The 14,646-nt window shown below is 33.8% G+C and carries 14 protein-coding genes; 3 read left to right on the top strand and 11 right to left on the bottom strand.

What is annotated here, in order from left to right:
* Positions 1-260: 260 nt before the first annotated feature.
* Entirely contained in the window at positions 261-839 is a 579-nt protein-coding gene (locus tag AC1Q7L_RS03920; RefSeq protein ID WP_492305348.1) for a Crp/Fnr family transcriptional regulator, read from the top strand.
* Between the two features lie 283 nt (positions 840-1,122).
* On the opposite strand, the gene AC1Q7L_RS03915 is transcribed toward AC1Q7L_RS03920, so the two are convergent.
* The 11 genes from AC1Q7L_RS03915 to AC1Q7L_RS03865 form a co-directional block, all read right to left on the bottom strand.
* Positions 1,123-1,950, bottom strand: a complete 828-nt coding sequence (locus AC1Q7L_RS03915; protein WP_492305349.1) for a GLPGLI family protein — start codon at positions 1,948-1,950, stop codon at positions 1,123-1,125.
* Between the two features lie 90 nt (positions 1,951-2,040).
* A complete protein-coding gene (locus AC1Q7L_RS03910; protein WP_492305350.1) occupies positions 2,041-3,402 on the bottom strand; it encodes an MATE family efflux transporter in 1,362 nt (453 codons plus the stop codon).
* Between the two features lie 112 nt (positions 3,403-3,514).
* Positions 3,515-4,699 (bottom strand): sigma-54-dependent transcriptional regulator, encoded by a 1,185-nt coding sequence (locus tag AC1Q7L_RS03905; protein ID WP_066758733.1) that lies wholly within the window; start codon positions 4,697-4,699, stop codon positions 3,515-3,517.
* A 56-nt stretch (positions 4,700-4,755) separates the two neighbouring features.
* Positions 4,756-5,415, bottom strand: coding sequence for a YggS family pyridoxal phosphate-dependent enzyme (locus AC1Q7L_RS03900; protein WP_492305351.1), 660 nt, complete (start codon positions 5,413-5,415; stop codon positions 4,756-4,758).
* Between the two features lie 174 nt (positions 5,416-5,589).
* The gene (locus AC1Q7L_RS03895) at positions 5,590-6,456 is read right to left on the bottom strand and encodes a polysaccharide deacetylase family protein (protein ID WP_492305352.1); all 867 of its coding nucleotides are present in this window, start codon (positions 6,454-6,456) and stop codon (positions 5,590-5,592) included.
* 128 nt (positions 6,457-6,584) lie between these two features.
* Complete coding sequence (locus AC1Q7L_RS03890) at positions 6,585-7,313, bottom strand: DUF72 domain-containing protein (RefSeq protein WP_492305353.1); 729 nt, start codon at positions 7,311-7,313, stop codon at positions 6,585-6,587.
* Positions 7,314-7,490: 177 nt separating this feature from the next.
* Positions 7,491-10,337: a heavy metal translocating P-type ATPase gene (locus tag AC1Q7L_RS03885; RefSeq protein ID WP_492305354.1), complete on the bottom strand. Its 2,847-nt coding sequence runs from the start codon at positions 10,335-10,337 to the stop codon at positions 7,491-7,493.
* A gap of 206 nt (positions 10,338-10,543) precedes the next feature.
* A complete protein-coding gene (locus AC1Q7L_RS03880; RefSeq protein WP_492305355.1) occupies positions 10,544-11,104 on the bottom strand; it encodes a helix-turn-helix domain-containing protein in 561 nt (186 codons plus the stop codon).
* Positions 11,101-11,496 (bottom strand): acyl-CoA thioesterase, encoded by a 396-nt coding sequence (locus tag AC1Q7L_RS03875; RefSeq protein WP_410690338.1) that lies wholly within the window; start codon positions 11,494-11,496, stop codon positions 11,101-11,103. The genes AC1Q7L_RS03880 and AC1Q7L_RS03875 overlap by 4 nt, the downstream gene beginning before the upstream one ends.
* Before the next feature lie 95 nt (positions 11,497-11,591).
* Positions 11,592-12,005, bottom strand: coding sequence for a DUF6157 family protein (locus AC1Q7L_RS03870; RefSeq protein WP_492305356.1), 414 nt, complete (start codon positions 12,003-12,005; stop codon positions 11,592-11,594).
* A 31-nt stretch (positions 12,006-12,036) separates the two neighbouring features.
* On the bottom strand, positions 12,037-12,240 hold the full coding sequence (locus AC1Q7L_RS03865; protein WP_492305357.1) for a helix-turn-helix domain-containing protein: 204 nt from the start codon (positions 12,238-12,240) through the stop codon (positions 12,037-12,039).
* Positions 12,241-12,522: 282 nt separating this feature from the next.
* Between AC1Q7L_RS03865 and rbp the strand changes: the two genes are divergently transcribed.
* Complete coding sequence (rbp, locus tag AC1Q7L_RS03860; RefSeq protein WP_410690341.1) at positions 12,523-12,903, top strand: RNA-binding regulator; 381 nt, start codon at positions 12,523-12,525, stop codon at positions 12,901-12,903.
* A gap of 150 nt (positions 12,904-13,053) precedes the next feature.
* Complete coding sequence (locus AC1Q7L_RS03855; RefSeq protein ID WP_492305358.1) at positions 13,054-14,607, top strand: T9SS type A sorting domain-containing protein; 1,554 nt, start codon at positions 13,054-13,056, stop codon at positions 14,605-14,607.
* Positions 14,608-14,646 lie beyond the last annotated feature (39 nt).

The following is a 14,646-nucleotide window of genomic DNA, read 5'->3' as shown; positions in this document are numbered from 1 at the left end:
CCAACCCCCCCCCCCGAAACCCTCAAAATGAGCTCAAACAAAGCTGCAATCGGGGCTAGGGATTTTGCCTTTTCTTTCAAAATTAGTTAAGAGTCAAACAATCCAATCAATCTTCTTCAATTCAAAAAAAACTCTACATCAAAAGCAATTGTTGTTATATCATTGTTCATATTCTGTTTACTTTAGTTTTTGTAATTTTCGGTCGACAAAATTCAGTATAAAAATTAAAAAAGAAGAGGACGATTGTCCCAAACAAGAATATGTTACGTACGAATCCATTATTTTTAGACTATCTGGAAGAGCTTTACAATAAGCAGGAAAATAAAGACGATATTACCCTGAAATCTTTTGAAAAAGGAGATAGGATATTAACACAGAATGAAATTTCAACTAAAATAATGCTCATCAAAAGCGGAATTACGAAATGTTATTTTGTTGAAGAAGACGACAAAGAATATATCGTAGAGTTTTTGGGAAAAGGTGAGATTATAGGTGAAATCGAAGTTATTAAAAATGTTTCCTGTCTTTGTAGCATCGAAGCAATGACGGAAGTAAGCGTCTATTCAATGTCAATTCCTTATTTTCAAGCATTAATTAAAAGCGATTTGACTTTGAATAATTTACTACTCGATGTTTTCGCAGAACGTATCGTTAATACTTCAAGCAGAGCATCATATCAACAACTTCGTACCACAGAACACACCTTGTCCCAACTTCTTGATTTAAAATCAAAAGAGATGGAAATCTCAAAAGAAGATATGGCAGCTTATTTGGGGATTACGGTAAGGAGCTTGAACAGGGCTTTGAAGGAAATAAAAGAAAATAACAGCGAAGAGTAATTAATGTAATGAACTTGTTTAAACTTTTTATTTTAACCACAAAAGATACAAAAGATTAAACATGTTATTTATTTAAGATCATAATGAACAGCAAACTAAGAACACATAAGTTTTAAAAAAAATCTTTGATTTTTATTCTTTTGAGAGCTTTTGTTTTCAAAACAGTTAAATTTTGAATTTTTCAATCATTGCTTTTGCGTCTTTTGTGGTTAAAATAAAAAGTTTAAACAGGCTTAATAATAAAAAATCTGCATGAAGAAGACTTCACGCAGATTTTTTTTAATCAATTGCTTTTAAATATAGGCTCTTTATCCTTTTCAATATAGATGTAACGGTTTTTTATACCATTTTGAAGCATTCCTCTTTTTTTATTGAGTTCTTCAATAGATTCTATACTTTCATTTTTAAATGTAGCTTTCTGTCCGTTTTTTATCCCTTCTGAAAGCATTCTTGTTGGATTCTCGTAAATATCTTCAACGTAGGTATTGAATTTTTTATTGGAAATAGGAATCGCCGGTTTACCATAATGAGTTTCTACAAATTGATGGGTATCATAATTGGTGTCTAGCTTTTTATTACTAACCAGCTTATAGATGAAATTTTTATCAGCGTCTTCCAGAATAAAAATAAGCCCGGGAAGTCCTCTGAATTTATAAGGACCTTCTTTGATATTAACTTCATTGGAAAACCATGCATCCCATGTTCTTCCACCAAAATCGGTTGTTGCCTTTTGTAGTTTGTATCCGTTATATTCTTGGGTTTCCTGAAGAACTTTCCACTTCATTTCATCATTTGTTTTTACAACGAAATATTCGAAAAAATCTCGGTACCATTTATTTTGAAAAGAATTGGGAGCCCTTTCGATGACCTGATCTGTTTTTGTACTATAATGAGAAATTTCTTGGTTTCTTGCTTTATTTATAGAATCATACTCAGCAAATTTAGTATCATAAAATTTTACTGATTTCGGGCTTATATCAAGATTCATGAGGGTTTTTCTATACTCTTCGGAAGCCTCTTTTCTAGACTGAAGCTCATAAATAAATCGGTTGGTTTGTGATTGGTACAATGAACCTGCATAAAAAGCCAGCAGGAATATCAATTTTTTCATTTTTTATTAATTGTAATAAGTGAACAAAAATAAAAAAAGCTACGGAAAGTCTTAGACCTTGCGTAGCTTTTTTAGCAATTTATTATTTAATTATGCATTCTGCTTAACTCTTTTTGCAGACATATTTAAAAATCGTTTGACGAGCATCACGGCAGAAACCGTTAAGCCCAATCCTAATGCGATCCACATTCCGAAAGCTCCCATTTCCATCGTTACACAAAGGAAATAGCCTAAAGGAATGGTAATCACCCAATACGCAATAAACGTATAAATAGAAGGGATTTTAACATCCTGCAAACCTCTCAACATTCCTAATGCCGTCACCTGAACTCCATCCGAAAGCTGGAATAAAGCAGCGATGATCATTAATTTTGAAGCTAACTGAATCACTTCAACTTCTTCTTTTTTAGTGAAAAAAGTTGGAAGAACATCTTTACCAATAATGAAAATTACTCCACAGATACACATGAAAATAAAAGCAATTTTCAGGTTATTGATCCCGACTTTTCTTAGTTCAACAAAGTTTTGTTCACCCAGTTTTTTACCGATCATCACGGTTGATGCAACACTGAATCCGATACATAAATTAAAGGTAAAGGAAGCCATACTTAACGCGATCTGGTGAGAAGCAATATCATGAGCCGAAATCAATCCGCAAATAAAAGCCGCTCCTGCAAAAGCCGTTACTTCAAAGAACATTTGTAAAGCAGTTGGGAAACCCAATCTTACCATTTTTTCAAACATCGCTTTCGTGAAAACTTGAATTTTTAGCGAAAAATCTTTGATATATTGTCTTGTTTTCTTCTCTTTTAAAAGCACATAATACAAGAAAACCACCATGAAAATTCTGGCAATTAAACTCGCTAATGCAGAACCTTTTACACCCATTTCAGGGAAGATCCAAAGTCCTTTAATGAAAACATAGTTTAAAACAATGTTAATGACGTTCGCGATGATGGTCGCTTTGGTAACTCCAATCGTATAAGATAATCCTTCTGAAACCTCTCTCAATGTCTGAAAAGCCATGAAAGGAACGATACTTATTGCCATAATTCCTAAGAAATCAACCGTATCAGGAACAATCTTTGCCGGCTGACCTGAATGATAGAGTAGAGGAAGTCCCAAAAGTAGGATGCCCATCAAAATAATTCCAACCGTCATATTGATAACAAATCCGTGACTGAAAACAGAATTAATCGTTTTGTGATCACCTCTGGATTGCGCTTCCGAAACCAATGGCGGAATCGCAAAAGAAAATCCCAATGCCAATACAAACATTGAGAAGAATACCGCATTTCCTAAAGATACAGAGGCCAATGCGTCGGCTCCTAATAATTTTCCGACAATAATATTGTCGAAGAGATTCACCGAGACCTGCCCCACCTGCGTCAACATGACAGGAAGAGCCAAAGTGAGGCATTCTTTTGTGTATTTTTTATCTAAAAAGTTCATAATAGTTTATAATTCATATAGTTTTAATCAAATTGTTTTGTGGTTCAAAACAAAAAAAATTGCAGTAACAAACGATACTGCAATTTTTAATATATTTAAAATAATAATTAAATTATTTCCTTACAAAACTTGCAACATCCTCTTCGGAAACAGTAGCTCCACCAAGAATAATTAATCTTTCCACAACATTTCTCAATTCTCTGATATTCCCAGTCCAAGAAAGGGCTTTTAATGCTTCAATAGCTTTATCATCAAATTTTTTCAAAGCAGTACCGTGTTCTTCAGAGATCATAGCCGAGAAATGATCTACCAATAATTTGATATCCTCTTTTCTCTCATCCAACGGTGGAACATAGATCTCGATCACAGAAAGCCTGTGGTAAAGATCTTCTCTAAATTTCCCTTCTTCAATTTCCTTCTGCATGTTTTTATTTGTTGCTGCAAGAACTCTTACATCAACTTTAATTTCCTTGTCGCTTCCAACTGGAGAAACTTTACTTTCCTGTAAAGCTCTTAAAACCTTAGCCTGAGCGATCAAACTCATGTCTCCGATCTCATCTAAGAAAATCGTACCGCCAGTAGCTTGTTCGAATTTTCCCTGCTTATCTTTAATAGCGCCTGTAAACGAACCTTTTACGTGTCCGAAAAGTTCAGATTCAATTAATTCTGAAGGGATTGCAGCACAATTAACTTCAATCATTGGTCCTCTTGCTCTTTCACTTTGATTGTGAATAGCGTGAGCTACCAATTCTTTTCCGGCACCGTTGGGACCTGTAATCAATACTCTCGCATCAGATACAGCTACCTTTTCGATCATATCCTGGATCTTCTGTAATCCGGCAGACTGACCAATCATTTGGTACTTTTTGTTAACTTTTTTCTTTAAAGTTTTATTTTCAGTTTGAAGATTTTTATTTTCTTTCTTCAAAGTTTCTTTAACCAAGGCATTTTTTACGCTTGTAATCAAACGGTTGATGTCAATGGGTTTAGAAATGAAGTCGTATGCACCATCCCTTAAACAAGAAACCGCAGAATCAATGTCTGCGTGTCCTGAGATCATGATAAAAGTAGTTTCAGGTTTTAAAGCCAGACTTTGCTTTAAAAGTTCTGTACCTGAGAGTTTTGGCATTTTAATGTCCGAGATCACCAGCGCGAAATCTTCTTTTTCTACTTGCTTATAGCCTTCTAAACCATCTTCGGCGATTACAAATTCATAATTGGTAAGTTCATCCGAAAGAATACTGTGAAGTACTCCGGAGATTGCTTTTTCGTCTTCTACAATAAGGATTTTTTGCATAGTTGCAAATTTAATTTTTTTGATTGAATTATTAGCAAAAACTGTACCTAAATGTTCTATTTTGAATAATCTCTTCTTCCAAAAATAGCCGATCCAACCCTTACGGAATTGGCACCGCATTCAATGGCTGTCGGGAAATCGTCACTCATTCCCATTGATAATGTTTCGAGATTTTTTAGTTGATTTAATTCATCAAAAACTTTTTTCAGTATTAAAAATTCCTTTTTTACCTGATTCTGGTCGTCTGTGAATGTCGCCATTCCCATTAAACCTGTGATTTCGATATTTGGAAAATCTCCATTAATATATTTTTCAAATAAATCCTTAGCTTCTGTAATTTCAAGCCCAAATTTGGTGTCTTCTGCCGCAATTTTTACTTGTAAAAGAACTTTGATTTTACGTTCGTGTTTTCCTGCTTCTTTATTAATTTCTGCTAATAACTTCTCAGAATCAACACTTTGAATAGTATCGATAAATTCAGCAATATATTTTACTTTATTGGTCTGTAAATGCCCGATCAGATGCCATTCAATATCTTTTGGAAGTAGGGGATACTTCTCCAATAATTCCTGAACTTTATTCTCTCCAAAAACTTTTTGTCCAAGATCATAAACTTCCTGAATTGCTGAAACAGGGTGTGTCTTTGAAACTGCAACCAACTCTACATTTTCTGGAAGTTGATTTTTTATAATATGATAGTTTTCTGTAATGCTCATAATTGCAAATTTCTGAATTTTAAAAGCAAAAAACTAGCGAATATTGAATTTAAAATTAAAATCTCACTGATTACACAGATTTTCACAGATGATTGTGTATAATTCAATTCTTAAATAAAAAATATAACATAAACATCTGTGAAAATCTGTGTAATCAGTGGGAAAATAAAAGAATTAATTCAAAATCTCATTAATCTTCGGATAAGCAGATATTTTCCTGAAAACAAATCTATTAGTTTTTTGAAGCTTTTCAATGAAAAGATCAAGTTCGTCAATAGAATCCGCATCAGTTAAATACTGATCATGCGTAAGAAAAACCAAATGTCTTGATGTTTTTTCAAGATCATTAAAGAAAATACTGTCTACTTTTTTTAACATGGCCTGATGGTTTCCTTTTAAAGCCATTTTGTTGGTTGGTTTCCATTCCAAATCCCAACCGATGACTTTATATCCTGCTTTTTGAAGACTATTTGCAGCTAGAGTAGAGCTTTTTAGATCTGTAGCGGTAATATTATTAAGTCTCCAGATATTTCTTCCGGGAGTTCTTGCGATTTTGTCGGTTAGTCTTAAACTGTCTTTTGCAATGTCAAAATCACGGACTACAGCCTCAGGATTTTTGTAGAAATCTGTGTATTTATTATGGGCGTGGGTATAACTGTGATTGGCTAATTCAATCAAAGGATCTTTTCTTAATAATTCAAGACCGTCCTTTTGTTTTTTGCTTCCATAAGCATGTTGCCCAACGAGGAAAGCGGTGGCGCATACGTTTCTTTTATTTAAAATTCTCAGAAGATTTTCCGTTCCCTGATTAGGACCGTCATCGAAAGTAAGGTAAATAACCCTTTTGTCTGACGGTACTTCTTCATCATCAATTTGGGGGACTATCTTTGCGACGGGATGGACGGTGGAAATCGTTTTTTCAGATTTTTTCTTGTCTTTTGGCTGATCACAGCTGTTAAATAAAAACGAAGTTGCACTCATCAATGCAAGCATCCCAAGAAAAGTCCCGTTTTTAGACTTTTCCGCAAAGTTTTTTTTCATAAAAGTAAATGGAAATTAAATTGTTAAAAATCGTTAAAATTTTCAAAATAATGTTAACAAATTACATGCCACATTTTCTTAAAATTTCACTTTTTAAGGATTTTTTAATTTAATTTTTTAACTGATTTTTATTCCAGAATTTTCTTCAAATACAGCGAATTATGAATTGCTGCAGTTCCCCAAGTGTTATTGAAAAATATAAATATTTTATGTTGCGATTTTCTAATTTTATTAGCTAAATCATTAAGAAATTCTTTTGAATATTCGGACTTATAAAGGATGGGTTTTCCATGGAGTCGGTAATATAATATTTCAGAATGATTAATAATAAAATCTTCTGGCAGATTTCCCGGAAAACTTACTCCGGAAAAAACGATTTCTTTTTCTTTTAAGATGTCGAAAATTTCCTTTGTCCACCAAGATTCATGACGGAATTCGATGACATTTAAAAAGTTGAAATCAATAGTATTTAAAATTAAATCAATATTTTCCTGAGTATTTTTAAAAGATGGAGGAAATTGATATAAAAATCCTGAAAGTTTTTCCTTTAAATTAGTTTGAATATGATTACAAAATTCTGAAACTTCTTCTTTACAATCTTTCAATCGCTTTTCATGCGAAATCACTTTTGGAATTTTAATGAAAAATTTAAAGTTATCGGGAGTTTCATCAAACCATCTGATAAGTGTTTTTGCAGTTGGTTTTCTATAAAAAGTAGAATTGACTTCAACACAATTAAAGGTTTGAGAATATAGGGTAAGAAAGTCTTTGTTTTTGGCGTCTTCTGGGTATAAAGATCCTTTCCAATCTGCATTGTAAAACCCTGAACAACCGATATAAAGATTTTCTTTTTTCATATTTAGAAATGTATTAAATATTTTAAGTTTTGGCTAAAGCCAATTGATTGAATATATTTTCTAAATGGGCTAAAGCCCATTCCTATTGATGTAAGAACCTATGTCTTTCGCAGATTATATTCAATTCAATTGTTTATAAAATTAAGATCAATAAAAATCTGCGAAAGAATTAAAAATTTATTTAATATTCAAATCAACAGAATTCAATCGTAATGAATTTAAGATCACAGATAATGAACTGAAACTCATCGCTGCAGCCGCGATCATCGGGGATAATAAAATTCCAAAAAATGGATACAATAATCCTGCCGCAATCGGAACTCCCAACACATTATAAATAAAAGCAAAAAACAGATTTTCCTTAATATTTTTCAATAATTTTTCGCTTAATAATTTTGCCTGCGCAACGCCAATAAGATCTCCTTTTAATAAGGTAATTTCAGAGCTTTCAATCGCAACATCAGTTCCGGTTCCCATGGCGATCCCGATGTTGGCTTGTGCTAAAGCAGGGGAGTCGTTGATCCCATCTCCAGTCATTGCTACAATTTTACCTTCTTTTTGCAGTTTTTTTACTTCATTTAATTTATCTTCAGGAAGACAGTTGGCTTTAAAATGTTTGATGCCTAATTCATCAGCAACAGCTTTTGCAGTATGTTCGTTATCACCTGTCATCATCATAACATCAATTCCTTCGCTGATCAATTGCTGAACCGCTTTTTTAGAACTTTCTTTAATTTTATCGGTAAAACTAATGAATCCTAACACTAAATTTTCTTCAGCAACATAAGAAATTGTATGAGCTTTTGACTGAACTTCAACAGCTTTTCGTTTAAGATTTTCGGGAATTATAATTTGATTGGAAGTCAATAACGTTTCATTTCCTACATAGATTGCTTTTCCATTGATGTTTCCTTTCACTCCTTTTCCAGAAATATTTTCAAATTGTTGTACTTTTTCAGCAGTAATATTTTGTTCTTTTGCTTTTTTGATCACAGCATTTGAAAGTGGGTGTTCTGAATTTTGATTCAATGAAAAAGCTAATTTCAAGAGTTGATTTTTATCTTCATTGTTCACAGGTTCAATATGCTCTACAGACGGTTTTCCTTCCGTTAAAGTTCCTGTTTTATCGGTAATTAAAACGTTTACTTTGTTCATTTGTTCAAGCGCTTCGGCATTTTTAATTAAGATACCGTTTTTGGCACCTTTTCCAATTCCGACCATCAAAGACATCGGTGTTGCGAGACCTAAAGCACACGGACAAGCCACAATTAAAACAGCAACAGCATTTACAAAAGCAAATAATGTTCTTTGACCTTCCGGACCGAAAAATTGCCATAAAATGAACGTAAGAACTGCGATCAAAATAACAGTAGGAACAAAAATTTTAGCTACTTTATCCGTCAATTTTTGAATGGGAGCTTTACTTCGGCTTGCATCATTAACCATTTTAATGATCTGTGAAAGCAATGTCTCATCACCCACTTTTTCGGCTTTCATGATGAAAACCTGATTTCCGTTAATGGTTCCCGAAGATACTCTGTCGTTGACCGTTTTCTCAACAGGAATTGGTTCTCCCGTGATCATACTTTCGTCTACAATAGAATTTCCTTCCGTTATTTTTCCGTCAACAGGTATTTTTTCGCCCGGTTTTACTTTTAATAAATCTCCAATTTTCACCTGAGAAAGAAGTACTTTTTTATCTTCACCATTCACCATCAAATTGGCTTCATCAGGAGAAAGATTAATTAATTCACGTATGGCATTTCCTGTCTTTTTGTGAGCGGCAGCTTCCATTAACTGTCCTAAAATAACAAGCGTTAAAATCACAGTAACCGCCTCAAAATACAACGGAATTTCATGATTGTGACCTCGTATTTCATGAGGCATAATATCAGGGAAAACTAAAGCTATAATGCTAAAAATAAATGCTGCTGCAACACCTAAAACGATCAAACTGAACATATTTAAGTTCCATGTTTTGAAAGAGATGTAACCTCTTTTCATTAAAAACCAACCTGAATAAAACAGAACGGGAAGTGTTAAAATTAGTTCAATAATTCCCTGAATTTGATGAGTAAATGGAAAATTAATGAACATTCCACCCATTGAAAGTATAAAAACAGGAATGGTAAAAGCCAGAGAAATAATGAATTTTCGTTTTAAAATATTGTAAGTTTCATCCTCTTCTTCACCATCTGTATCGGGCATTCTTACTAAATCCATTCCACAGATTGGGCAGTCGCCAGGTTCATCGGTGATGATTTCAGGATGCATCGGGCAGGTGTATTTTGCCACTTTTTTCTCTGGATATTTCACCAAATCCATTCCGCAAACAGGGCAGCCAACGTTGCTGTCGTAAACTTTGTCGCCTTCACAATACATTGGGCAGAAATATTTTCCCGCCATTTCATCCGTAACTTTTGGAGCTTCATGATTATGACTGTGATCGTGAGAATGAGAATGTGTATGCGAGGTCGAATTTTTAACTAAATCTTCCTTAATCTCCTCCAAATGCATGTTGCAAATAGGGCAGTCAACTTTTTCATCATATACTTTATCACTTTCGCAGAACATTGGGCAATAGTATTTTGCAATATTGTCTTTGAAGTTTTCAGGTAAGTTGGTGGAAGAATAAGTCGGTTTATAATTCGGGTCTTTTGCTAATTTCTCTTCGATCGGAACGAGATACATATTGCAATCCGGGCATCTTTGTCCTTGTTTGAAATATACTTTATCGCCTTCACATTCCATCGGACAATAGTATACCGAAGATGGAGAAACTCGGTCTTGAGGTTTTATAAAAGCTTTGTCAGGGCTGTTTGCATCTTCCAGCTTATAATTTCCAATTTCTTCTAATGCTTTATTTAAAGTAGACAGTTCTATTTTTTTATCAGAAATGATAGTTGCCGTGCTGTTTTCCAGATTGATATCAGTTTTAATATCTTCCAGGCTGTTAAGCTTTTCAGATATTTTTTTCTGACAACCGGAACACGTCATTCCGAGTATTTTATATTGTTGTTGCATGATCCTAAATTTATACTACAAATTTCCAAAATGAAAGTGGAAGCTTGTTATAAATTTAAGGATAATGTTTATAGAATTTGGTTTGAGAGGTTTTTAGGTGGGAGTGTTGGGGTGTGTTAGGGTTTTAGAGTAGGAGTGTATTAGTGTTTGAGAATGGACAGTTAGTTTACACAAAAAAACTCTAATACACTCCGACACTCAAACTCTCAGACAAGATCTAGAGGTTTTCTAATGTGAATTTTCAATTTTTTGAATTCAGTAGGAGTGAAGCCTGTGCTGTTTCGGAATTGGGATGATAAATGCTGAACACTTTTGTAGCCTAATTTTCCTGCGATTTCTGTTAGCGTGAATTCATTATATAAAAGCAGTTCCTTCACCTTTTCAATTTTTTGAAGAATAAAAAACTGCTCCAGCGTAATATTTTCGTTTTGGGAAAAAGCTTTTGAAAGTGAACTGTAATCTTTGTGAAGTTTCGAGCTTAAAAATTCGGAAACTAGGAAGTTTTCATCAATATCAAGTTCGCTGATCTTTTCTATAATGAGTGTTTTTATTTTATCGATAAGTTGATGCGCGGAATCTTTTATTCTCTCAAAACCAGTTTCTTCCAGTCGTTTTTCAAGCAACTCCAGCGTGTTGTTTGAAACTTCGGACTCGGATTCGACCTCGCCAAGATTAATTGACGTTATTTTTATATTAAAATCATTAAAAATATTCTCAACGGCAGAAATACACCTTCCGCAAACCATATTTTTTATGAAAATTTTCATAACTGACTATTTAATCTGTCTTTAACAAACTCAACCTTCGTTTTTCCGTGTGGTAAAGGATTTCCGTCTTCTCCAAGATTTACCATTACAATTTTATCTACTGTAATGATGGTTTGGTGAGTCATTTTATTTCTTACATCACATTTCAACGTGATAGAACTTGAGCCGAATGTTGAAACTTCAATTCCTATTTCTATGATATCTCCTTGTTTTGCTGAGCTTACGAAGTTAATTTCAGATATAAATTTGGTAACGACTTTTGTATTTTCTAATTGAATAATGGCGTAAAGTGCAGCTTCTTCATCAATCCATTGCAATAATCTTCCTCCAAAAAGTGAATGATTAGGATTAAGATCTTCCGGTTTTACCCATTTTCTAGTGTGGTAATTCATGTTTCAATTATTTGTGATGCAAATTTAGTGTTTAAAACTGGCTTTATCAAAGGAATGAGATTTAGTTATTAAAAGAGAATTATTTATTTTCTCAATCATTTTCTTTTTGATCGCATGGCTTTTACTTTGATTATTGAATCATCATTTAAGAATGTCTGATAATCTTTGCTTTCTACAGGAAATAAGGCTACTTTCCCTTCTGAATCATGATGAATTCCAAAACCATATCTTTTTGCTAATGGTGAAGTACGAAGACATGGCTGACCTTTTGAAAAGAACTTTTTCCTTTCTTCTTGTTCTTCACTTTTTGAGATATCATTTTTAATCGTGTAACAAGTGAAAATAATATCGTCAGAAGAATATTTGTAAGGATTTTTTACTATTTCATCATATTGTAGATTGGCTAAAGATTTTTCCTTCTTTTCCGGCGGTATCTGTGCTTCTGAAACAGGGCAGTCTTCCGCCACTTCAATAAAGGTATTGATGTAGTTAGTGGTATGCTCTTTCATATTAATGTGATTAAATATATTGCAATTTACATTATTCCTTATATTCTAATAGGTCACCAGGCTGGCAATCTAAAGCTTTACAAATAGCTTCAAGTGTACTGAAACGAATGGCTTTTGCTTTTCCGGTTTTTAAAATCGAAAGATTAGATAAGGTAATATCTACTTTTTCTGACAATTCGTTAAGAGATATCTTCTTTTTAGCCATTATTACATCTAAATTTACTATTATTGGCATATAATTTTCAGAATTAATGATTGTTTTTTATGTTAAATAATTCTTAATTTTAATACAAATATCAATGAATATTTATTGAAAAACAATAAATATTTGCCTTTTTTTAATATACAGGCCTTGTGAGCTTTAAAATTGTAGAAAATACGGATAAAAAAAACTTTGATTTGAAATTTTTAATTGTATCTTGCATACGTTTATATTTGGAATCAATATTTGTTCATTAATTTATGTTGCTTTTCTTTTATATACCAAATTTTTATTAATTTTTTAATTTTATTCAAAATGAACATTTTTGTTTCAAACATTAATTACTCAACTAAAGAGTACGAGTTACACGATTTATTTGCAGCTTATGGTGAAGTATCATCTGCTAAAATAGTTACAGACAGAGAAACTGGTCGTTCTAGAGGTTTCGGTTTTGTAGAAATGGGTGATGAAGAAGGAAAACAAGCAATTGAGGCTCTTAACCAGTACGAACTAAACGGAAAAACGCTTAACGTTTCTGAAGCTAAGCCAAGAGAAGAGAAGCCAAGAAGAAGTTTCGACAACAACAGAAGCGGCGGAGGCGGCTATGGTGGTGGTGGAAACAGCCGTGGCGGAAGTGGTTACGGTGGTGGTGGAAACAACCGTGGCGGTGGTAACGGTGGTGGAAATCGTTGGTAAAAAAATATAAGCGGCTTTTTTAAGCCGCTTTTTTTATGCACTATTGTGATGGAATATTAATTATAGCGCATTTTTTCATACTACTTTCCATTTTTATTTTGAAAACTGACATGAAATTTGTAAGTTAACGTTCAATTTAAAAATAAGGTTATGAAAAAACAACTACTTTTGGCATTGTTCGCAATTCCAATTATTGCGAATGCTCAATTTTTCCAGAATTTTGAAGCCTCTACTGCGCTTCCTACAGGATGGACGGCTCTTAATGGAGGAGATACAAACACTTGGGAAATCATAGATTATACAGGCGGAAGTATTACAGCATACAGCGGTGCGAGAACAGCGTCATTAAGATTCAATTCTGCTGCTCATGATGATTATTTGGTTACACCGGCTATCACGGTTACTGCGGCGGTAAGCGATTACCTTTCCTTTTATGCAAGAAGCCGCGATCCTTTGTATCCGGAAACAATCAGTCTGAAAATCTCTACAACAACACCTACTGCTGGAGCATTTACAAATACGTTAGCTGCTACAGTTGCTCCTTCGAGTGGACCAAACTTTTACAGATATTCTTATGATCTTTCTGCTTATATAGGACAGACGATCTATATCGGATTCTATTCTTCAACTACGGATCTTTTCTATTTTGACGTTGATGATGTTTTTGTTGGCCCGAAACCTGCATGTGACATTCCATCTTCTATTGTTGTAAATGGCGTTACATCAAACTCAGCGAATATCAGCTGGACAGCATCACCTACACCGGGTGCAACTTATCAAATCGAGTATGGTCCAACAGGATTTACTCAGGGAACAGGAACGATTGCAAATAGTTCAACTACATCTGCTACGCTTCCATCTCTTACTCCGTCTACGGCTTATCAATTTTATGTAAGATCAAATTGTGCAGCCAACGGATTCAGTACTTGGTCTACTGCTCAGTCATTTACGACTACTTGTGCTCCTTTGGCAACATTCCCATATGTACAAAACTTTGACAACGCTACAATCCCTTCATGTTGGGGTAATGAAGCGGTTTCAGGGGCCGGTGTAGCTACATGGACGTATGTTACGACTAATGGAAACTCTTCAATTATGCCTAAATCAGCACCAAGAATGGCTGAATTCAGAACAGAAGAACCTGGTGAAAAAGCAAAATTATTATTACCTCCATTGAATATCTCTGCACTTGCAAATCCTGAACTTAGATTTAGCTTAGCAAACGTAAACTGGTTTGGCGATATTGATGAATTGAGAATTTTTTATAAAGCAAACCCATCTGATGCATGGACTCAGGTAGGAAGTTCTTATACTACAGAAAATGCAGCTTGGCTGGATGTAAGTATTCCTCTTCCGAATAAATCTGCAAACTATCTTATTGCTTTAGAAGGTACTTCTAACTGGGCGAGAGGAATTGATGTTGATAATGTTTCTGTGGTTGATGCTTCTGCAACATTAGCAGTTAATGATGTTGCTAAAAACAGTGGTGTGAAAGTTTATCCAAATCCTGTAAAAGATGTTTTAAATATTAATACTGATAAAAAAGTTAGCAGTATTGAAATATTCTCTCTGACAGGTCAATTGGTAAGAAAATTAGATAATAATTCTAAACAAGTAAATGTATCTGATCTTAAAAAAGGAGTTTACTTACTACGAGTAAAATCTGATGGAAAAGATGAATCATTTAAAATTGTTAAGGACTAAATACAATGAAAGCGGCTTTTAAGCCGCTTTTTTTATGTC

The sequence above is a fragment of the Chryseobacterium sp. GW823-FHT05E08 genome (genome assembly GCF_058795655.1).
The sequence above is the reverse complement of the archived record's forward strand: the minus strand, read 5'-3'. Positions and strand labels throughout refer to the sequence as shown.